Here is a 22,045-nt window from a genome sequence, read left to right as displayed (position 1 = left end):
TAAGAGAGAAGAGGGGTTTCCATTGCGGAAGCCCCTCTTTGCTTGCTCAAATATTTCGAGTCTTTCCTTCGATAGTTAATCGTCCGACCGCGAACAGGGAGGGGATAAAGAAGGAGATAATACCGATGGCACAGACAACGAGTCCGCCGATGGCGAAGGTGTTCGAGATGCCGATATTGTCGGCGATATATCCGGTTCCCATTAGCCCGATCATGGAGGGGAACATGCTGATGCTCATGAATATGGAAAATACACGACCGAGGACGGCGGGATTGACCTTTGTTTGTACCACGGCCATAAACGAGGCGTAGTACACGGAACCTGATACGCCCTCTATGGCTGTCAGTATCACGAACCACACGAACGCCGTGGGCGGTAAAAGCCCGGAGAACAGGAATGATATACCCAGCAGGATATACATTGAATTAATCAGCACTATTTTATTGACCTTGTATTGACGGAGGCTTAACACGAGTCCGCCCGCGAGGGAACCGACGCTCCATATTGCCTCTACCAGACTCATCTGGTAAGCACTTCCGGAGAAATGATTGAGAGTCATCAACGGGAACAATACGCTGATAGGCATGATAAAAAGAGTTGCCAGTATGGAAAGCAGGAAAAGGAGTGTCATTCCTTTATGGCTCGTGACTTCCCTTTGCGCCTCCCGTAAATCTTGCCATAGGTTCAATTTCGTTTTCGTTTCACCGGGTTTCGGGTTGGGGATGGTGACAAACAATAACGAGGTACAAGCGAGTAACGCACCTGCCACGTCAAGCATAAGAACGTAAGTCATATCGAGCATCGTGATGGCTAATGCCCCTAAAGCGGGCCCCGCGATGTTGCAGACGGATTGTATGATCTGGTTGATTCCCGCGACGCGTAAAAGCTGGGATTCCGGTGCCAACAAGGGGATGGACGCTTGCATGGAGGGCATGTGGAAGGCAGATCCGACAGAACGTAATGCCAGTAACGTGTATATTGCCCATACCTCTGCCTGCCCGAAGTAAAACAGTACGGCAAGAATGAAGGTGCAGAAGGCAATAAAACTATCCGACAGTATCATAATCCATTTCCGGCTCCAGCGATCGATGAGAATACCGGAGAATAGACCTAACATGGCTTGCGGGAGTAAGGCCGATATCGTGGCAAATGCCAGTGTTTCAGCCGACTTGGTTTCGAATGTCAGCCATAATATGATAGCGAAATTAACAAGTGAACTGGTCAGAATGGAGAAAAACTGTCCTGTCCATATAATAGCGAATACTTTTTTCCAATTATTCATGGTTGTTTTGTATGAATTTTAAACGTTTAAACGCATCTCACCCCGGGATGTGTCGTTTCTTTTTTTAATAATAAATGCGAAAATAGAATCTTTCCCGTGAATGGAAAGTTTCTCAAGATAGCCGGAAAAACAAGTCCCGGACTTCGTTAGCCTCTCACCCTGTAATTTCTTGCCATAAAGAAATGATAAATCTTCATAGATGGTATTTCATGTAAATTTCCACGAAAATAGATATATAATATGAATAATCCTAATAAAATGTGTAGATTTTCCATATCTTTGCATAGTAGGGCGTCTGTAATGACCTGAATATGTAATAATTCACGAAAAGTGTTGATTCATGGAAAGTAATCCACAATTAGAGTTGGCGTTTAATTTCTTGGAATATACCGGGGTGAACGTGTTCCTGACGGGAAAGGCGGGAACGGGAAAGACCACGTTTCTGAGGAACTTGAAAGAGCGTTCCCCGAAGCGGATGATCGTGGTGGCTCCGACGGGTGTGGCGGCGATTAACGCGGGTGGAGTGACCATTCACTCGTTTTTCCAGTTGCCTTTCGGGCCGTATATACCGGGTGTCACGGATGTGATAACGCATGACGGGAAGGCTCGTTTCACGAATAAGTTCAGTCGGGAAAAAATAAATATTATCAAGACGATCGACTTGCTGGTGATCGACGAGGTGAGTATGGTGAGGGCGGATTTGCTGGACGCGGTGGATGACGTGTTGCGTCGTTACCGGAACCGTAACGAGGCTTTCGGCGGGGTGCAGTTGTTGTTGATCGGGGACTTGCAACAGTTGGCTCCCGTGGTGAAGGATGACGAATGGATGTTGTTGAAACAACATTACGAGTCGGCTTATTTTTTCCATAGCAAGGCGTTGGCGGCAACCCGTTACGTGCCGATAGAGCTGAAGCAGGTGTACCGTCAGCAGGATGGTATCTTTTTGGAACTGTTGAACCGGATAAGGGAAAAACAGATTGATGCCTCCGTGTTGAATACTTTGAATCAACGATGTATACCGGGATTTACCCCTTCGGATGAGGACGGGTATATCACGCTGACCACGCATAATCATCAAGCGCAGCGGATTAATGATCTGAAAATGGCGGCATTGAATACCCAAGCCTACACGTTCAGGGCGGAGATAAAAGATAATTTCCCGGCGTACTCGTACCCCACGGATGAATTACTCGTGTTGAAGAAAGGGGCACAGGTGATGTTCGTGAAGAATGATTCCTCCCCGGAGAAACGTTATTATAACGGGAAAATAGGCAAGATCACGGCGATTAACAATAACACGATCGAAGTCGTGGGGAAAGAGGACGGGATGCGGATTCTGGTAAACCGGGAGGAGTGGACGAACACGAAATACACGTTGGACGAAGAAACGAAGGAGATCGTCGAGATGGTGGAAGGGCGGTTCAGCCAGTACCCGTTGAAGACGGCGTGGGCGATCACGATACACAAAAGTCAGGGATTGACGTTCGAGCGGGCAATCGTGGACGCGAACGCAGCTTTCGCTCACGGGCAAGTGTACGTGGCGTTGAGCCGTTGCAAGACTTTCGAGGGATTGGTGTTGAGTTCTCCCGTGACGCCCCGTTCACTGATCAATGATAATGCTATCGATCAGTTCGTGAGTGAGGTGGAGCAACATGAACCCGGCACGGAGGAGCTGCATCAGGCACGGCAATCGTACTTTCGGGAGTTGTTGCTGGAACAATTTGATTACGAGTCTATACGTTGGCGGTTGCATTATTTGTACCGGATACTGGACGAGCAATTGCGTCGCTTGTATCCCGAATGGGTGGAGCGTTACCGCATGGCGGGAGCCCGTTGCGCGGAGGAGCTGTTGATGGTATCGGAGCGATTTCAAAACCAGTTGGAGGGCTTGATGCCGGAAGACGGGGTTTACGAGAACAATCCGGTGATCGCGGAACGGGTACGTAAAGGTGCGGCTTATTTTCGTGAACACACGAAGACAATTTTCGGGGACTTTCTGGAGGAAGCGATACCGGAAATTGACAACAAGGAAGTAAGGAAGTCCGTCGAACAAGCCATGGAACGTTTCCGGGGTGAAATAACCTTGAAAATGGAGACTTTGAAGACGATAGGGAATGGTTTCTCCGTGACCGCTTATTTACGGGCGAAGGCAAAAGCCTTGATTGATGCTCCGAAAGTGAAAATCAAGGCAAAGAAAGCGGGTACGGTAAAGGCGGAAGTGTCCTCCGACATATTGCACCCGAAATTATATACCACGCTTCGGACATGGCGAAATAAAGAAGCCGAACGTTTGAAACTGCCCGTGTACACGGTGTTACAGCAAAAAGCTTTGCTGGGCATAAGTAATCTGCTACCGACAAACACGAAAGAATTGCTTGCCGTTCCGGGAATCGGGAAAAAGATAGTGGAGCGCTACGGTGCTTTGATTTTGAGTATGGTAGATGAATATAGAGGGTTTTAAAAAAAAAGACCGCTTTTGAGCGGTCTTTTTTTTATATCAAATAATAATTATTTTGCTTCCGGTATGAACGTCATGTCAACCACGTCGGCACCCTTGAATAATTTCTTGGTGAATTTCTGTACATCCTTCGGGGTGATCTTGTCGATGATATTATCGAAGTTTTTCGGGTCGGTAATATCGATACCGCGGAGGTAGTAAGTTTGGATAGCACTCATCCAATAGTTATTGTGAGGTTTGGATTGTTCACGGTTTTTCTTCATGGTCGTGATAACCTTGCTGATCTCTTCCTGTGTAGGAGCTTCTTTCATTAACAAGTCGATTTCGGCATAGATTAATGATTTCAAGTGGTCAGCCTTATCCGGGTCGCAATCGAACATCATGCTCATGCTATAACTTTCGTACGGTTCTCTGGATGATCCGGCTTGAACGCTTACTCCATAGGTACCGCCTTCTTTTTCACGGATATTTGTCAGGTATCTTTGATCGAGTACTCCTTTCAAGATGTTTTGGCAGATATTGTCGTGAATACTGGTTTTCATATTTTTAGAGAAGCTCGTGATAACGGTAGCTTTCGGGTCTTGCAACGGAAGTTCGATCACCTTCACGGTTTTTCCTTTCGGGCCTCTTACCTTGTTGTCAACCCAATTCTCTTTGCGGTTGAAGGACTGTACGGAACCCAAGTATTTTTCAACCAACGGTTTCACGGTTTCAGCGTCGATGTTACCCACGATAAAGAACGTGAAGTCGCTGATATCTTTGATTCGGTCACGATAAATTTCCTCGATTTGCTCGATGCTGATCTTATCCAAAAATTCTTTTCCGAATAAAATGTTTCTCGGGCTGTAATTGCTCATGATCCTGCTGATAGAGTCCTGCATGATCTTTTTCGGGTTGTTGTCCATGTTTGCGATAGCCGCGTAGTTACGTTGCATGATCGCGTTGTGGACTTCTTTGTCGAAACGAGGTTCCTCGAATTTCAGATAGATTAATTGCATCAAGGTTTCGAAATCCCCGGGAGTTGAACCACCACCGACAGATTCTGACAATCCGCCGATACCGATACCGACGTTTGCTTGTTTACCTGTCAACAATTTTTTCAAGGTAATAGCATCATAGTCGCCTAATCCGTAAGCTCCAACGAAATCAGCGACAACTTGTGCGGAGGCTAATTTGTCAACACCGTACAGAGAGGTACCCCCCTTGCTGTAAGAAGCCACGGCTACTTGGTCTTTCTCGAAATCTGCTTTGCGGAATACAATTTTCGCACCGTTTTCCAGTGTCCACTCTTCTGCTTCGAATTGCGGTAATTTCTTGGTAGCGATGATTTTTGAGCCTTTCAACTCTTTGTTGATCAGTTTGGCTTCGGCAGATTCGTCCTGATAGGGTTCAAGTTGAGAATCTTCAACTTTTTTCAACGTGGCGAGGGCCTCTGCTTCCGTGATGTGTTTCACGCCTTCTGCCGGTCCTTGCACGATGATTACCATGTTGGTCGGAACGATATATTGTTTTGCCAACGCGGAAACTTCGTCAACGGTGATTGTCGGGATAACCGCTTTCGCGAACTCGTAATAGTAATCGAAGTCAACGATAGGATCTCCTTCAAGGAAGTTTTCTTTTATTTCATCGATATAGGCTTCGGAAGTGGTTTTGTCTTTTTGCTTGTTAGCTGATTCCAAACCTACCAACATGTTTGTTTTTGCTCTTTCGAGTTCTCCTCGCGTGAAACCGAATCTTTTTACTCTTTCATTTTCACGGTAGATGGCTTCCAATGCTTCAGCTTCCTCGTTCGGTTTTGCTGTAGCCCCGAAGTAATAAGCGTTGACGCCTCTCACGATACCACCGGCGAAGCCTGCGCTTCCGTTGATGAAGGGAGGATTACCTTTTTGGAGTAATTCGGAGATACGTTGAGCCAACATCGTGTTGTAGAATGATTGAACAAGTCCTTTCTTCAAGGCTTCGTTCAGTCCTTTTTCTTCTTTCGTGGGAGCCGGGTATTTGATGTACACGGCGATGGAAGAATTGGTTACTTCCTTATCCGTGGCGCACACGAACTTGATTCCGTCGTGGGGAAGGACTTCGAAAGTTTCTCTCACGGCAGGATTTACCGGAGTCGGGATCTTGGAGAATAATTCCTTTACCTTTTGCTCCATTTTTTCAGCGTCGAAATCTCCGACAACTGCAATCGCTTGCAAATCGGGACGGTACCATTTGTGATAGTAATCACGGAGAGTCTGGTATTTGAAGTTTTTGATGATGTCCAAATCACCGATTACATCTCTTTTTGCGTACTTGGAATCGTTCAAAAGAACCGGCATGGTTACGGCTCTCATGCGGAATCCTGCGTCTCTTCTGGTTCTCCACTCTTCGGAAATAACGCCTCTTTCACCGTCGATTTCTTCGTCAACGAGCAGAAGGTAGTGTGACCAGTCGTGAAGCACGAGCAGACAAGTGTCTAAGAGTCCTTCGTTCGTGGTGGGAACATCACTGATATTGTACACGGTTTCGTCTTGCGCGGTATAGGCGTTCACGTTTCTACCGAATTCAACCCCGTGTTTTTCCAGCATATTGGTGATACCTTTTCTTCCGGGGAAGTGTTTGGTACCGTTGAATGCCATGTGCTCCAAGAAGTGAGCCAATCCGTTCTGGTCATCGTTTTCGAGGATTGCTCCCACGTTCTGGATGATGTAGAAACTTGCTCTGTCCTTGGGTTCCGCGTTGTGGCGAATGTAGTAAGTCAAGCCGTTAGCTAATTTTCCCGTTCTGACATTCGGGTCTTTGGGAAGTGGTGCTTTCATGTCATATTGGGCGAACAAGCTAGAGCTGAGTAGCGCCAATAAAGCACACACGGTTAATAGTCTTTTTGTCATACGAATTATTTTAATGTTTTAATGTTTGTGTCTGCAAATATAGTAAAGTGTAAGCAAATTTATCCTGTCGCTTAAAATCTTTAACGTTAATTTATGGCGGAATTGTAAAAATAGAGAAAAATGAAGGCTTTCCGGGGTAGTCGGAAAGATTATATGTTAATATGATTTTAACTTATCAGGTGTTTTGGAATCAGAAAAATCTGTAATTCTTAACTTTTTCCTGTTCAATTCTCGTATAGGGCATATAAAAAAGGAGAGGAATAGTATGATTTGGAAAATAAATATAAGTAAGTGGTTTTCTTGGCTAAACTTGGGAATTAAAGATCCCGAAACTGCTTCACTCGTGGAGGTGATGTTGCAGATCGCGGTTATTTGTCTGATCGCTTTTTTATTCACTCTTTTTCTCCGTAAAGGGGTGATGAGGTTGCTTGCCAAAGTGGTCAAGCGTACCAAGACCAAGTGGGATGACGTGTTTTTGGATGAACATGTTTTCCAGAGAGTTTTTAACTTGATACCCCCGCTGTTTATTGATTTTGCCTTTAAGATTGTTTACGGGAAGTGGGAGCATATTGAGCTTTTCCACCGTTTTATCGTGGCGTGGATTCTGGTGGTGGCGGGATACGTGATTGTCACGGTACTGGATGCCATTAACCGGATTTACGAGTCCTACCCGGTAGCGCGCGACAGACCTATCAAGGTGTTCGTGCAGGTAATCAAAATATTCGTGGTGTCGGCGGTCGTTATCACGATCGTGAGCGTGTTTATCGGGGAGTCGCCCCGTAATCTGTTGGTCGGATTGGGTGCTTTCGCGGCGGTATTGATGTTGGTTTTCAAAGACGCGATTCTGGGGTTTGTCGCGGGTGTGCAGTTGTTGTCCAATCAGATGGTGCGTATCGGGGACTGGATCGTGATGCCGAGTAATAACGCGAACGGGACGGTGCTGGAAATCAATTTGTACACGGTGAAGGTGCAAAATTGGGATATGACGATCACGACAGTGCCTACTTACCAGTTGGTTTCCAATTCTTTCACGAACTGGCGGGGAATGCAGGAATCGGCGGGACGGCGGATTATGCGCTCTATTAATATAGATATGAATTCGGTGCATTTCCTGTCGGATGAGGAGATCGCCATGTTGAGAAAATCTGACGTTCTGAAGGGATATATCGAGGATATACTTCCCGTGCTGACAGAACAGAACAAGGGGAAAGGGGATGTGTTGGACGAGAGGCGACTGACGAATTTGGGGATTTTCCGTCAATATGCCGTTCGGAAACTGGAAGCAAACCCGAATCTGAATATGGATATGACGTATATGGTGAGGCAATTACAACCGTCTGCCACGGGAATCCCGTTGGAAATCTATTGTTTTTCACGCATTCAGGAGTGGGTGGCTTACGAGAAAGTGCAATCTGATATTTTCGATCATTTGCTTGCCGTGATGCCTTATTTCCATTTGCGTATCTACCAGTACCCGTCAAAATTGTAAACGAGGGGGAAAATCAATAGGTTTTTAGTAAGAAGATAGAGGACGGGGAAGGTTGCTATATCTATTTTTGAGGGTGTTGGTTGGGTAATACTTCTATTATACTTCTATCATACTTCCATGAAACTCCTATGACGATAGATTTTTGACCTTGCTTGGGTTGAATTTGTGTAGATTATTTTATAAATGACGTGTAAGATAAGTTCATTATATATTTACGTTTGTTATAGGTTTTCAGTATGATTAGGGTTGTTTTAGAGGGAAAAACGGAGTTGACTCGTGACGCGGGTGTGGTAATTTGTGGGTTATACGGACGAAAGGCGGGTACTTTATAAACTTTCTAAACCTTCGGGATGGGAAAATTGGATTTTTGTACTATTTTTGGAGGCTAAAAATATTCGGATGAAGAGTAAGAAACGGAAATACTGGAATAAATTAAAGAATCGCTACAAGTTGACCATTTTTAATGAGTCGACCTACGAGGAGGTGATGCATCTTCGTCTATCCCCCTTGCAGGTGCTGACGGCTTTAAGCTCGTTGGCGGTGGTGTTGATTATTTTGACAATCATGTTAATCGCTTTCACGAATTTGAGAGAATTTATTCCCGGTTACCCGAGTCAACAGTTGAGAAGGCAGCTTACCCAGAATGCCTTACGGGTAGATTCTTTATTGAACGAGGTGGAGAAGAAAGATCGTTTCCTGCGTTCCATCCAGATGATTTTGAGGGACGAGGTGTTGGATACGACTCATTACATGGCTTCAAGCGAGAACGTAAAAATTAATTATGACACGACGATGTTGGGCGTGTCGCAAGAAGAAGCGGGTTTCCGGGAGGTGATGGAGAGAGAGGAGCGGTATAATTTGGCGTTGGGACAAGTCAGTTTTTCGGATGATGATTTCTATCATTTCTTTTCACCGTTGGACGGTATCGTGACGAATCATTTTGACGAGGGAACCCGTCATTACGGTGTCGATTTGGTTGCGAAGCAAAATTCTAACGTGTTGTCCGTGCTGGATGGTGTGGTGATCTTTACCGACTGGACGATCAAGACGGGATACGTTATTCAAGTGCAGCATCAAGGGAATCTGGTTTCAATATACAAGCATAATTCGGTGTTGTTGAAGAAGCAGGGAGATTTTGTACGAGCGGGAGAGGCTATTGCCGTGGTGGGAAATACCGGGGAGGAAACAACGGGACCGCATTTGCATTTTGAATTGTGGCAAGGGGGGAAAGCATTGAACCCGGAGACATTTATTAAATTTAAGTGATTGGAGTTTTTACGATTAGAAATTAATGAAAAATATAGCAATATTAGGATCGACCGGGTCTATCGGAACACAGACATTACAGGTAATCGAGGCTAACCCGGAACGGTTTCGCGTGGAAGTTCTCACGGCAAATAATCAGGTGGAGTTGTTGGCGCGGCAGGCGAAACAATTTAAACCTAATATGGTGGTGATCGGGAACGAGGAGAAGTTGGGGGAGTTGCGGGATTTGTTGCGGGATGAAGATATAAAAGTGTACGGGGGAAGTGACGCTATCGCTCAAGTCGTGCGAACGTCTACTATTGACGTGGTGGTAACGGCAATGGTCGGGTATAGCGGTTTGCTCCCGACGATCAACGCGATAAAAGCGGGAAAGACGATCGCGTTGGCAAATAAAGAGACGCTGGTTGTCGCCGGGGATTTGATCAATCGTCTGGTCGAGGAGTACAAGGTGGCGATATTGCCCGTGGATTCGGAGCATTCGGCAATTTTCCAGTGCTTGGCGGGAGAGCATGATAACCCGATAGAGAAGATATTGTTGACAGCTTCCGGGGGACCTTTCCGGGGGAAAGATCACGAGTATTTAAGGACGGTAACTGCCGCTCAAGCTCTGAAGCACCCGAATTGGCACATGGGCGCCAAGGTGACCATTGATTCCGCTTCGATGATGAACAAGGGATTCGAGGCTATCGAGGCGAAGTGGTTGTTCGGGGTGGAGCCTTCGCGGATTGAAGTGCTGGTGCATCCCCAATCCGTGGTACATTCGATGGTACAGTTTCAAGACGGGAACGTGAAAGCCCAACTGGGTGTACCTGATATGCGTTTGCCTATACAATACGCGTTGACTTACCCGGAACGGGTACATTCCGATATTCCCCGTCTGGATTTTAGCGTGTGTTCTAACTTGACGTTCGAGAAACCGGATATAAAGACATTCCGCAATTTGGGACTTGCTTACGAGGCGATGAACCGCGGCGGTAATGCCCCCTGCGTGTTGAATGCCGCGAACGAGGTGATGGTGGCTGCCTTCCTGCAAGGGGAAATCTCTTTCACGGCGATGTCCGACGTGATAGAGAAGACGCTGGATAAAGTCAGTTTCATCGGACAGCCGACGTTGGAGGATTATATAGCGACCGACCGGGAGGGACGGAGAATAGCAGAGCAATTGAAAAATAAATAATTTACGATTTATGAATTACGATTGACGATTGGAATCTAAAATCATAAATCAAGAAATCAAGAAATCTAAAATCAGAACATGGATGTATTAGTGAAGATATTACAGTTTTTGTTGAGTTTGTCGATTCTCGTGATGTTGCACGAGATGGGACATTTCTTTATGGCAAAACTTTTCAAGGTACGGGTGGAGAAGTTTTTTATTTTCTTCAACCCGTGGTTTTCGATTTTCCGTTTTAAAAAGGGGGAAACCGAGTACGGGATGGGGTGGTTGCCTTTGGGGGGATACGTGAAGATCTCCGGGATGATTGACGAGTCGATGGATTTGGAGCAGATGAAAGAGCCGCCAAAACCTTATGAATTTCGTTCCAAACCGGCATGGCAAAGGTTGCTAATCATGATTGGCGGGGTGTTGGTGAATTTCCTGCTGGCATTCTTTATATATATCATGGTGCTTTATACTTGGGGCGAGGAGTATCTGCCGGCGGAAAACGTGAAATACGGTGTCGTGTGTGACAGCATTATGTTGGACGCGGGGGTGCGTAACGGGGATATCGTTTTGTCTTTCGATAACAAAAAAGTGGAGCGTTTCAGTGATATCATGCTTCATCTTTTGCTGGATGAGCCGAAGACTATGCAAGTGCTACGGGATGAACGGGTTGTGAGCCTTGAAATACCTCCTACTCTGGTCAAGAAGATACTGGCTTATTCCTCCAATGGTTTTGACCAGAAGGCTTTGTTGGCACCTCGTTACAAGTATAACGGTGAGATTGTGGCTTTCGCTCAAGACGCACCGGCAAGGAATGCCGGGATGTTGGCGACCGACACGATTATCGAGGTGGACGGACGGGGATTTACTTATTATGACGAGTTCCAGTCACTGGTGATGAATCATCGGGATAGCGTGATGAACGTGAGAGTGTTGCGAGGGCAGGATACATTAACTCTCTATCTCGATATGGGCGACTCCAAGCTCATGGGGATACAGCCGAGGATTATAGCCGATTTCGAATTTGCCGTGAAAAAATATTCATTCTTGGAGTCCGTGCCTGCGGGTATCAACATGGGAGTGGATAAGGTAAAATCTTATTTGAAGCAGTTCAAGTTGTTTGAAAACGCGGAGGCGTTCAAATCTTTGGGTGGTTTCGTGTCTATCGGGAATGTTTTCCCGAGTGTATGGGATTGGCACGCGTTCTGGGATTTGACGGCTTTCCTGTCATTGATTCTGGGTGTGATGAACCTGTTGCCTATACCGGCTTTGGACGGGGGGCACGTGGTATTCCTGTTGTACGAGGTGATTACCCGTCGCAAACCGAACGAGAAGTTTATGGAGAATGCCCAGATAGCGGGAATGTTCTTTTTGATATTCTTGTTGCTATTCGCGAATATAAATGATATTTTGAAGTTGATCGGAATTTATTGAAAGAGTTATGAGTGAAATGGTTGAACAGTTCCGGGCGTACCGGGCTAAAATGAACGAAAAGATTCTTGCCGCTGATAATAAGGTAATCAAACGTATCTATAATTTGGATACGAATACATATATGGATGGCGCTTTGTCCGCCAAGGTGAAAGAGATGTTGGGATTGGCAACTTCCATGGTCTTGCGTTGTGACGATTGTATCAAGTATCATCTGGAAAAGTGTCATCAACTCGGGGTGACCACGGAGGAGTTGTTCGAGATATTCTCGGTAGCCAATCTTGTCGGGGGAACTATCGTGATTCCCCACACGAGGCGGGCGTTGGAGTATTGGGAGGAACTGGGGAAATATTCGGTGATTTAGTGATTGCCGATTCCGTGATTTGCGAAGTGCGGGCAAGGTAGGGAAATTAATTCATTTTCCGGTTGTTAGTTTAAGCTATATTTGTACCTTTGTACTCGTTTATAAAGGTAAATGTGGCATGTGCTTAAAGAATATTTTACGGATCGGTTTTTTATTCATTTTTGTTTTGTTTGAGTTTTCGGCCTTGTGGGCTCGTGATCGGGATAATGTCTTGGTTATTAATTCGTACACGGATGTTACCGTGTGGTCGAATTACGTGATTGACAGCCTTCGGAAAGATCCTTCGATCGAGGAGGATATTCTTGTCGAGTCCCTCAATATGCTTTTGGTCGAGGAGGATTCCATCGCGCGGCAAAGGAAACGTTTGATAATAGAAAAACATTCGATTCCATTGCCTCGTTGTATTGTGGTACTCGGGTCTCCCGCGTGGTGTTTATTTGAAGATGCTTTTAACGGGGTGTGGAAAGATGTTCCGATAATCTTTTGCGTGCAGGAAGATTATGTGACGTCGTGGACTTCCGTGTTGGGGAAAGAAGAGATTGTTCCGGGAGAGATGAAATCTTTTCGGGAACTGATAAAAGGATATAATGCCACGGTTGTCGAATGCCCCATTCACGTGAGGGGCACGATTGATGAAATGAAATTGTTGCTTCCCGGAATGGAAAAGGTAGTCCTTATTTCCGATCATCGTTATGTTAGTGCGCAGGTAAGATACGAGATGCGGGAAGTTTGTCAGAAGTATTTTCCGGATCTTCAAGTAAGTTATTTCACGGAAGGGGAGATGACTATGGATGATATGTTGGATTCAATATCTTCTTTTGATATAAACAAGGTTGGGTTACTGTATTTCTCTTGGTTTCAACGTGAGGGTATGGTCGGTAATAAATATATTTCATGTAATAATCATAAGACGATAAGTACTTTCGATCATCATCCCGTGTTTATATTGGAAGATATAGGGATTGAGGATGGAGAGCTGGCGGGAGGATATTTTTATTCGGGACAAGAGTTCGGGCATACGGTCGCCCGGACATTACGGGAGATCATGGCGGGAAAGAGTCCCAAGGATGTTGCTTGGCAACAAGTTGAACCGGATAATTATTTGTGTTATAATGTATTGCAGAAAGCCGGTATTCCCACGTCGATATATCCTGATAACGCGCATTACTTTTTTGTTCCGGAGAGTTTCTGGTCCAAGAACCGGTACATGATATTTGTTGTTGCCGTTTTATTGTTTTCTCTTTATTTGATGTGGGAGAGGATACGTTTGATGAGGAAGGAACGGTCTTTGCACGAGAAGGAATTGTCTTTTTTGAAAAAATACGAGGCATTATTTAATAATATGCCTATCGCGTATACGAAGCATAAATTGATATACAATAGTCGGGGGGAACTGGAGGATTATGTCGTGCAAGTTATTAATCCCATGTTTTGCAAGTATTTTAAAGGTGGTGAGAATATTGTTGGCAAGAGAGGGAGTGAGATTCTGAATAGTAATTATAAAGAGTATCTTGTCTTGTACAAGACGATGCTTGCCGAAAAGAAGTCTTTCACGATAGAGTATTATCACAAGGCTATCGAGAAATATTTCGAGGTGTTGCTTGTCGCTTCGGAACAAGTCGGGATGATCGATGTTTTTTGCGTGGATATTACCGATTTACGGAACACGAGAGCGCTGTTGGAGTCCGTGAATTATAAGTTGGCAATGGCTTTAGATGTTGCCAATATTATCCCGTGGCGTTGGAATTTGGAGGACGGGACTATGTTGTGTGATGTGAATCGTCCGATAGAGTTGCAACATTACCAAGGAAGTGAAGATACTTTGTCTGTACCTCAAGATCAATACTTCTCCAAGATTCACAAGGATGACAGGGAACGTGTACGTGCGGCTTATTCTGCCTTGATCGAGGGAAAGGTGGAAAAGATAAAAGAGGAGTACCGGGTTCTGGACAGGAATAATCACCATTATTCATTCGAGTGGGTGGAAGCGCAGGCTGCCGTGGAGAAAAAGGATAAGAACGGAAAGGCTTTATCATTGGTCGGTTCTTCTTTGGTTATCACGGGACGTAAGAAGATGGAACTGGATTTACGGGAGGCGAAGGAACATGCCGAAGAATCCAATCGTCTGAAGTCGGCTTTCCTCGCGAATATGAGCCACGAGATCAGAACGCCGTTGAATGCTATTGTCGGTTTTTCCAATATATTGGCTTCCGCGGAAGAGGAGCGTGAAAAGCAGGAGTACGTGAATATCATCGAGAATAATAACAAGTTGCTCTTGCAGTTGATTAATGATATTCTCGATCTCTCGAAAATCGAATCCGGTTCGATGGAGTTTGTTTATTCGGATTTTGATTTGAACGCTTTGTTGCATGAACTGGAGCAAACCTCCGCGTTGCGATTGACAACTTCCGCGGTGGAAATTGTTTTCGAGGAAGGATTGCCGGAATGTTGTATCCATATGGAGAAGAACCGATTGACTCAAGTTATAGCGAATTTGATTAATAACGCGACGAAATTCACGGAAAAGGGAAGTATTCGCTTCGGGTATCATTTGCTGGAAAAGAATACCTTGTATTTTTACGTGACGGATACCGGTTGCGGAATTAGTGCCGATAAGAAAGAGGCTATCTTTGAACGTTTTGTGAAATTAAATTCTTTCGCCCAAGGAACGGGGTTAGGATTGCCAATTTGTAAAACTATCGTGGAACGAATGGGTGGAAAAATAGGGGTAGAGTCGGAAATCGGTAATGGCTCTACATTTTGGTTTACAGTACCTTATAATCCCGTGAAATTGCATCACGAGGAGAACAAAAAAGACGAGTTTATCATACAGGAGGCGGTGGAAAAGGACAAATTGAAAATTCTGATTGCCGAGGACAACCCGAGTAATTACATGCTTTTCGAGTCTATTCTGAAGAAAGATTATAAGCTGCTACACGCGTGGAACGGGATAGAAGCGGTGAATTTGTTCGAGGAACATCGCCCGCATCTGGTGTTGATGGATATTAATATGCCGGAATTGAACGGATACGAGGCGGTTCAAAAGATACGTAAAATATCTTCAACCGTACCCGTTATTGCCGTTACGGCGTATGCTTATGCCTCGGATGAAGAGAAAATCATGGCGAGTGGTTTCGATGCTTATGCCGCCAAGCCGATTAACGCGAATGCGTTGAAAAGTAAAATTATTCATTTGCTGGAAAAAAGGATTATTTTATTGTAATATGTTGATGAGAAGGACTATCGGATGTTTCGTTCTTCTCTTTTGCCTGCTTCACGGAAGGGTGTCAGGACAGACGGATTCTTGTCGAGTGGTGTTTTATAATGTTGAGAATCTGTTTGATACTCGTAAAGATTCTTTGAGAGCGGACGGAGATTTTACCCCGAGGGGAAAAATGTATTGGACGAAAGAACGTTATTACCGGAAAATATTGAATGTGTCAAGGGCGCTGCTCGCGAGCGAAAGATTGCCGACGATTATCGGTCTCGCGGAAGTGGAGAATCGACAGGTTTTATTTGACTTGATTCGAAAAACCGGATTGGCTGATGGGAATTATGGGATTGTACACGAGGATTCGCCCGACGCGAGAGGGATTGATGCGGCTCTTTTGTATAATACAACGGTGTTTCGGGAATTGAGAAGTCAATTTTTCCCAGTGGAATTGAGGAAAGGGGAAACCACCCGGGATATCCTTTATTGCAAAGGGGTATTGAGGGAAGTCGATACGTTGCATTTTTTTGTCTGTCACTTTCCTTCCATGCGGGGCGGGGAGGCTAAAAGTGAATGGAAACGGGTGAAAGCGGCTTCTGTTGTAAGGGAGAAAGTCGATTCAATACAATCGTGTCAGCCGGAAGCGATGATCGTGATTATGGGGGATATGAACGGACGGGCAAATACTCGTGCACAACAGGCGTTGGGAACGAAAAATCCGGAGGGACAAGAAATAAACTCCCGCGATCTTTATAATACCGGTTATTATTTGTTGGGAAAGATGCGGGGAAGTTATCGTTTCAAGGGAGAGTGGCAGACGCTGGATCACGTGATTGTTTCCGGGACTTTGTTGGACGGAAAGCATGATTTGCGTTCTTCCGGGCGAATGGAAATTGTGGCTTCCGATTTTTTGATGGAGGAAGAAAAGGGAAGTTTTGGAAAACGTCCGAAACCGACTTACAGGGGGCCAAAGTATATCGGTGGGTATAGCGATCATCTTCCCGTGTTTATTGATCTGAAAAAATAAAACCAGTTGTAAAGCAACTATCTTAAAAATAAAAGATTACTTTTGTGGCAAAATTCATAGAACAAGATATGGACGACTATCATCAACGGTATTAATCTGAGTAGGGGTTCCGAATAAAGCCTCTATTCATAAATTGAAGGAGGAATTATTATGAGAACTTTCCTAATGGGTAAAGTAGGGTTCGTTGAGAAAAAAATATGGGAACCCAATTGCTGGATTAATGTTGTTTCACCAACTCAAGAAGATATTCGATATTTAATCGACGAAAAGGGTGTTCCCGAGGCTTTTATTGATGACATCGAGGACGTTGACGAGCGTTCCCGTCTGGAAGTGGAAGAGGGATGGACGCTGATGATTATGCGTATTCCTTTCAAATCGGTAGATAACAGTATTCCTTTTATCACGGTGCCTCTGGGTATTATCGTGAAGGGGGATGTGTTCGTGACCGTGTGTTATCACCAGACGGCAATGATACCGGATTTTATCAACTACGTGATCCGGAAGAATCTGGAGATAGAGAATAACTGGGACTTGGTGTTCCGTCTTTTCCTGTCTTCTTCGGTTTGGTACTTGAAATACTTGAAGCAAATCAACGCGCAGATGCACATGGCGGAGGTGGAACTGGAAAAGTCCATTCGTAACGAGGAGTTGCAGCGATTGTTGAAGATCGAGAAGTCTTTGGTCTTTTTTATCACTTCGTTGCGAGGAAATGATAATTTGCTGATCAAGATGAAGACGTTGAAGGTGCAACGGCAATTTTTTGACGAGGATCTGGTGGAAGACGTGGAGATCGAGTTGCGGCAGGCACAGGATTCCGCTCGAATATACAGCGATATATTGAGCGGGACGATGGATGCTTACGCTTCGGTGATATCCAATAATTTGAATATCGTGATGAAACGATTGACTTCTATCTCTATTATCTTGATGTTGCCGACGTTGATAGCCAGTTTGTACGGGATGAACGTGCCCAATTCACTGGAGGAAAACCCGTATGGTTTTTTGATCGTGATCGTGATTTCCATTCTTTTTGCTGTGTTCGGGTTCGTGGTGTTCAAGTGGAGGCATTGGTTCTGAAATTAAATTTAAAATCCTTGGTATTTTAACAAAGTCTTAACGGTTTGCCAATAAACTTTTGAAGATATTTGATGTCTTAACAATAGTGTCGTGAATGCCTGTGAAGTAAGCGAACACTAAGGTAATTGTATGTAATGTTTTTAATATGAACAAAGGATTAAAAAGAGTTTTACAGATAGGTATACCGATTGTTGTTGTGGGTATTATATTGATCCCTCGTTTGGATTTTTCTTCAAGTGATAGTGCTGACGATAGCCCGAAAACGGTTGCATCACCCCGTGCCGCATCGAGGGGGGCGCTACCGGTAACCGGTATTGTGGCTTCTCTTGCAACTTCTTCAACCGGTATTCCGGTGACGGGATCGTTGGTGGCTAACGAGGAGGTGGAGTTGGTTTCGGAAACTGCCGGGAAAATTGTTGAGATTGCGTTTAAGGAGGGAGCTCGTGTAAAGAAGGGGGATTTGTTGGTGAAGGTGGACGATTCCGATTTGAAGGCACAGTTGGAGCGGTTGGAGTTTCAAAAGAAATTGCAGGAAGCGAAGTTGGAGCGTTTGCGGGTGTTGTTGAAGCGGGAGTCGATAAGCGTGGAAGAATTTCAGCAGTTGGAAACGGAGTATAATATGAATCTGGCGGATATCGAACTTCTGAAGGTGAAGATTATCCGTACCGAGATTCGGGCTCCTTTTGACGGGCAAATGGGTTTTCGATACGTGAGCGTGGGGAGTTACCTGCAACCCAGTACGAAAGTATCCACAATCGTGGATGATTCTTTTCTGAAAGTAGAATTCGTGATACCCGAGAAATATATCGTGGGAGTTCCTATCGTGGGCAGGAAGATTGATTTTGAAGTGGCGGGATTGGAGCATGATATTAGCGCGGAAGTATATGCCGTAGACCCGCAGATCAATGATAAGCATGCAGCTATATTGCGTGCCCGTTATCGAAACACGGATAACCTGATGGCGGGAATGTTCGTGAAGGGACAATGGAACACGGCGGAAGGATTGAAATTTATCTTGATTCCCACGGAAGCCGTGGTGCCCGAAATGAACGGTAAGCGTTTGTGGGTACTGAAAAACGGCAAAGCAACCAGTGTCGCCGTGCAGACGGAAAGCCGCGATAATAAGTTTGTTGAGGTAACGGCAGGAATCCAAATCGGGGATACCGTGTTGACCGGCGGATTGATGCAGTTGCGTGAAGGGATGGCAGTAGATGTAAGCCTTAATAATTGAAAGTTGAAAATTGAAAATGAAAAGGTGCGGGGCTTATGTAGGTGAAATCTTAAGCGTCGGTCTTGTGCGGTAGGAATCTAAAATCTAAAATTTAAAATCTAAAATTAGATGAGTTTATCTTCGACATGTATAAAACGTCCCGTGTTGGCTACCGTGTTGAACCTGCTTTTGGTGATTGTCGGTTCAATCGGGTTGTTGTATTTGGGAGTACGCGATTACCCGAGTGTTGATCCCCCGGTGATTTCGGTTTCCACGTCTTTCGTGGGGGCGAATGCCGACGTGATCGAAACGCAGATTACCGAGCCGTTGGAGTCGGCGATTAACGGTATTCAAGGAATCCGTTCGCTAAGTAGTACCAGCCGTGACGGGCAGAGTCGAATCACGATAGAATTTGAGTTGGACGTGGATTTGGAAACTGCCGCTAATGACGTGCGTGATAAGGTTTCCGGTTCTTTGCGGCGTTTGCCGAAAGATATAGACCCGCCTACCGTTTACAAGGCAGATGCGGATGCCCAACCTATATTTGCTATTTCTTTGCGAAGCGGACAACGTTCTCTGATTGACTTGAGCGGTTATGCCGAACGTTATTACAAGGAACGGTTGCAGACGATTCCCGGGGTTAGTAGCGTGGATATTTGGGGAGAGAAGCGTTATTCGGTGCGCTTGCGGATGGACCCGGCGTTACTGGCAGCTTACGGGCTGACGCCGATGGACGTGCAGAGTGCCGTGGAAAAAGAAAATATCGAGTTGCCTTCCGGTCGTATAGAAGGAGATAACACGGAATTGACGATTAGGACGTTGGGGCGTTTGATGTCGATAGATGATTTCAATAATCTGGTGATAGCCCGTAATGGTGCACAGATTATCCGGTTTAGCGATATCGGTGTCGCGGAAGTTGATGCCGAGAATACCCGAAGTATAGCCAAGCGTAACGGGATTCCGATGGTGATGTGTGCCTTGATACCGCAGCCGGGTGCAAACTATATCGATATCGCAGACAGGGCATACGTGGTGATGAAGGATTTGGAGAAGGATTTGCCGGATGATATTGACGCGACAATCGCTTTCGATAATACGGTATTTATCCGTAGTTCTATCAACGAGGTGCAGGATACCATATTCGAGGCGTTTATCATGGTGGTATTAATTATATTCTTGTTCCTGAGGAGCTGGCGGACGACATTGATTCCCGTGCTGGCAATCCCGATATCATTGATAGCCTCTTTCTTTATCATGTATATTGCCGGTTTCACGATCAATATTCTGACCTTGCTTGCCGTCGTGCTGTCGATCGGGTTGGTGGTGGACGATGCTATCGTGGTGATGGAGAATATCTTTACGAAGATAGAGCAGGGAATGTCGCCTTTGCAAGCGGGATTCAAGGGGGCTAACGAGATTTTCTTTGCCGTAATCGCTACCACGGTGGTGCTGGTAGCGGTGTTCTTTCCAATTGTATTTTTGGAAGGGACGACAGGACGGTTGTTCCGTGAGTTTAGTATTGTTATTGCCGGGGCGGTTTGCGTGTCGTCATTCGTGGCGTTGACGTTTACCCCGATGATTTCCACTAAATTATTGACCCGGGATGCTGCCAAGAATTGGTTTTACCGGAAAACGGAACCTTTCTTCGTGGGGATGACCGATATGTACAGACGATGGTTGCAGATGTTCTTGAAAGTGCGTTATGTATCCATTATTATCCTTTGCGCTTCCGGGGTGGCTATTTATTTTCTTTGGTTGTTGATACCGTCAGAGATGGCTCCTTTGGAAGACCGTTCCAATATTCGCTTGAATTCTGTGGCGCCGGAGGGTGCGACATACGAATACATGAGCCGGTACGCGGATGAGATTTCAACTTTTGTTGAGGATTTTGTACCGGAGCAGGAGAAAGTCATCGAGTTTATCGGGGGCGGACAGACGAATCGGGCGAGCTTGCAGTTGTGGTTGGTTGATGCGGATGACAGGAAACGTACACAACAGGAGATTGCTGATGAACTTGCTTTGAAGGTAAGACAATTTACAGGGGCTCGTACTTTGGTTTCACAACAACAGACGTTCGGAGGACGTCGCGGTGGATTGCCCGTGGAATACGTGATTCAGGCGAAGAATCTGGAAGATCTGAAAGAGATGCTGCCCGTGTTTATGGATGAGGTGAATAAAAGCCCGATGTTCTCGGCTTCCGATTTGAACTTGAAATTCACGAAACCGGAGTTGACCGTGAATATTGACCGCGATAAGGCGGCAGCCATGGGGGTTTCCGTGCAGGATATCGCTCAAACGTTGCAGTTGACGATGAGCGAGCAACGTGTCGGGTATTATATTATGGACGGGAAGCAGTACCAGATATTGAGCCAGTTGGAACGTAAAGACCGGAATAAACCGAGTGACCTGCAAGGTATATACGTGAGAAATGCCAATAAAGAGTTGGTGCATCTGGATAACTTGATTTCTATTAGCGAGAGTTCGATGCCGCCGCAGTTGTATCGTTACGATCGTTTCGTGTCGGCAACCGTGTCGGCAGGATTGGCGAAAGGGGTAACGCTTTCACAAGGATTGGAGGAGATGGACCGGATTGCTGACCGGGTGCTGAATGACGATTTTAAGACTACTTTGTCCGGTACTTCGAAAGATTTCGTGGAAAGTTCTTCCAGTCTGATGTTTGCTTTCATGTTGGCATTGGTATTTATTTATCTGGTATTGGCGGCACAGTTCGAAAGTTTCCGGGATCCGTTGATTATCATGTTTACCGTGCCTTTGGCTTTGATCGGAGCAATGGTGACCTTGTGGTACTTCGGGCAGACGATGAATATTTTCAGCCAGATTGGTATTATCATGTTAGTCGGATTGGTATCTAAAAACGGTATTCTGATCGTGGAATTTGCTAATCAACGTAAGGCGGCAGGCTTATCCATGAGGGAAGCAATCGAGGATTCTGCCGTGGCACGTTTGCGCCCGATTCTGATGACCAGTTTATCCACGATATTAGGTATTTTGCCGATGGCAATGGCGACGGGAGCCGGGGCAGAAAGCCGTGTCGCAATGGGTATAGCCGTGGTGGGCGGTATGGTCTGTTCCACGTTATTGACTCTTTTTGTGATTCCGGCTATTTACACGTATTTGTCAGCAAAGAAAGTGCGGATCATAGAAGAAATTGAAAATTGAAAATGGATATATTCATGA

The 22,045-nt window shown here is 45.4% G+C and carries 13 protein-coding genes; 11 read left to right on the top strand and 2 right to left on the bottom strand.

Annotated elements, in window-relative coordinates; all coding sequences use genetic code 11:
• Nucleotides 1-46: 46 nt before the first annotated feature.
• Nucleotides 47-1,282, bottom strand: a complete 1,236-nt coding sequence (locus tag H8S64_RS17560) for an MFS transporter (RefSeq protein ID WP_186977793.1) — start codon at nucleotides 1,280-1,282, stop codon at nucleotides 47-49.
• A gap of 340 nt (nucleotides 1,283-1,622) precedes the next feature.
• On the opposite strand from H8S64_RS17560, the gene H8S64_RS17555 reads away from it, so the two are divergent.
• Entirely contained in the window at nucleotides 1,623-3,743 is a 2,121-nt protein-coding gene (locus H8S64_RS17555) for an HRDC domain-containing protein (protein WP_186977791.1), read from the top strand.
• Between the two features lie 47 nt (nucleotides 3,744-3,790).
• Here the strand turns inward: H8S64_RS17555 and H8S64_RS17550 are convergent, their stop codons facing one another.
• The gene (locus H8S64_RS17550; RefSeq protein ID WP_186977789.1) at nucleotides 3,791-6,610 is read right to left on the bottom strand and encodes a M16 family metallopeptidase; all 2,820 of its coding nucleotides are present in this window, start codon (nucleotides 6,608-6,610) and stop codon (nucleotides 3,791-3,793) included.
• Between the two features lie 265 nt (nucleotides 6,611-6,875).
• Here H8S64_RS17550 and H8S64_RS17545 point away from each other — a divergent pair, with 265 nt between their 5' ends.
• From H8S64_RS17545 to H8S64_RS17500, 10 genes are all read left to right on the top strand, one after another.
• Nucleotides 6,876-8,099, top strand: a complete 1,224-nt coding sequence (locus H8S64_RS17545; protein WP_186977787.1) for a mechanosensitive ion channel family protein — start codon at nucleotides 6,876-6,878, stop codon at nucleotides 8,097-8,099.
• Nucleotides 8,100-8,498: 399 nt separating this feature from the next.
• Nucleotides 8,499-9,365 carry a M23 family metallopeptidase gene (locus H8S64_RS17540; RefSeq protein WP_099290395.1) on the top strand — a complete coding sequence of 289 codons (867 nt, stop codon included), beginning with the start codon at nucleotides 8,499-8,501 and terminating at the stop codon, nucleotides 9,363-9,365.
• 25 nt (nucleotides 9,366-9,390) lie between these two features.
• Entirely contained in the window at nucleotides 9,391-10,542 is a 1,152-nt protein-coding gene (locus H8S64_RS17535; protein ID WP_186977785.1) for a 1-deoxy-D-xylulose-5-phosphate reductoisomerase, read from the top strand.
• A gap of 78 nt (nucleotides 10,543-10,620) precedes the next feature.
• Nucleotides 10,621-11,961, top strand: coding sequence for an RIP metalloprotease RseP (rseP, locus tag H8S64_RS17530; RefSeq protein ID WP_186977783.1), 1,341 nt, complete (start codon nucleotides 10,621-10,623; stop codon nucleotides 11,959-11,961).
• A gap of 7 nt (nucleotides 11,962-11,968) precedes the next feature.
• Nucleotides 11,969-12,322, top strand: coding sequence for a carboxymuconolactone decarboxylase family protein (locus tag H8S64_RS17525; RefSeq protein ID WP_186977781.1), 354 nt, complete (start codon nucleotides 11,969-11,971; stop codon nucleotides 12,320-12,322).
• Between the two features lie 166 nt (nucleotides 12,323-12,488).
• Nucleotides 12,489-15,545: an ATP-binding protein gene (locus tag H8S64_RS17520; protein ID WP_255469590.1), complete on the top strand. Its 3,057-nt coding sequence runs from the start codon at nucleotides 12,489-12,491 to the stop codon at nucleotides 15,543-15,545.
• Nucleotides 15,546-15,552: 7 nt separating this feature from the next.
• The gene (locus H8S64_RS17515) at nucleotides 15,553-16,560 is read left to right on the top strand and encodes an endonuclease/exonuclease/phosphatase family protein (RefSeq protein WP_255469589.1); all 1,008 of its coding nucleotides are present in this window, start codon (nucleotides 15,553-15,555) and stop codon (nucleotides 16,558-16,560) included.
• Nucleotides 16,561-16,710: 150 nt separating this feature from the next.
• Entirely contained in the window at nucleotides 16,711-17,637 is a 927-nt protein-coding gene (locus H8S64_RS17510) for a magnesium transporter CorA family protein (RefSeq protein ID WP_186977775.1), read from the top strand.
• A gap of 145 nt (nucleotides 17,638-17,782) precedes the next feature.
• Nucleotides 17,783-18,868, top strand: a complete 1,086-nt coding sequence (locus tag H8S64_RS17505) for an efflux RND transporter periplasmic adaptor subunit (RefSeq protein WP_186977773.1) — start codon at nucleotides 17,783-17,785, stop codon at nucleotides 18,866-18,868.
• 108 nt (nucleotides 18,869-18,976) lie between these two features.
• A complete protein-coding gene (locus H8S64_RS17500) occupies nucleotides 18,977-22,027 on the top strand; it encodes an efflux RND transporter permease subunit (RefSeq protein ID WP_099290168.1) in 3,051 nt (1,016 codons plus the stop codon).
• Nucleotides 22,028-22,045 lie beyond the last annotated feature (18 nt).

It is taken from the genome of Butyricimonas hominis (assembly GCF_014287455.1).
GTDB lineage: Bacteria > Bacteroidota > Bacteroidia > Bacteroidales > Marinifilaceae > Butyricimonas > Butyricimonas muris.
Note: the sequence above shows the minus strand (reverse complement) of the source record. Positions and strands in the feature narration are given on the sequence as shown.

Coding starts and splice junctions, on each gene's coding strand:
- H8S64_RS17560 (WP_186977793.1), bottom strand. CDS start 1,282: ATGAATAATTGGAAAAAAGTATTCGCTATTATATGGACAGGACAGTTT.
- H8S64_RS17555 (WP_186977791.1), top strand. CDS start 1,623: ATGGAAAGTAATCCACAATTAGAGTTGGCGTTTAATTTCTTGGAATAT.
- H8S64_RS17550 (WP_186977789.1), bottom strand. CDS start 6,610: ATGACAAAAAGACTATTAACCGTGTGTGCTTTATTGGCGCTACTCAGC.
- H8S64_RS17545 (WP_186977787.1), top strand. CDS start 6,876: ATGATTTGGAAAATAAATATAAGTAAGTGGTTTTCTTGGCTAAACTTG.
- H8S64_RS17540 (WP_099290395.1), top strand. CDS start 8,499: ATGAAGAGTAAGAAACGGAAATACTGGAATAAATTAAAGAATCGCTAC.
- H8S64_RS17535 (WP_186977785.1), top strand. CDS start 9,391: ATGAAAAATATAGCAATATTAGGATCGACCGGGTCTATCGGAACACAG.
- rseP (WP_186977783.1), top strand. CDS start 10,621: ATGGATGTATTAGTGAAGATATTACAGTTTTTGTTGAGTTTGTCGATT.
- H8S64_RS17525 (WP_186977781.1), top strand. CDS start 11,969: ATGAGTGAAATGGTTGAACAGTTCCGGGCGTACCGGGCTAAAATGAAC.
- H8S64_RS17515 (WP_255469589.1), top strand. CDS start 15,553: ATGAGAAGGACTATCGGATGTTTCGTTCTTCTCTTTTGCCTGCTTCAC.
- H8S64_RS17510 (WP_186977775.1), top strand. CDS start 16,711: ATGAGAACTTTCCTAATGGGTAAAGTAGGGTTCGTTGAGAAAAAAATA.
- H8S64_RS17505 (WP_186977773.1), top strand. CDS start 17,783: ATGAACAAAGGATTAAAAAGAGTTTTACAGATAGGTATACCGATTGTT.
- H8S64_RS17500 (WP_099290168.1), top strand. CDS start 18,977: ATGAGTTTATCTTCGACATGTATAAAACGTCCCGTGTTGGCTACCGTG.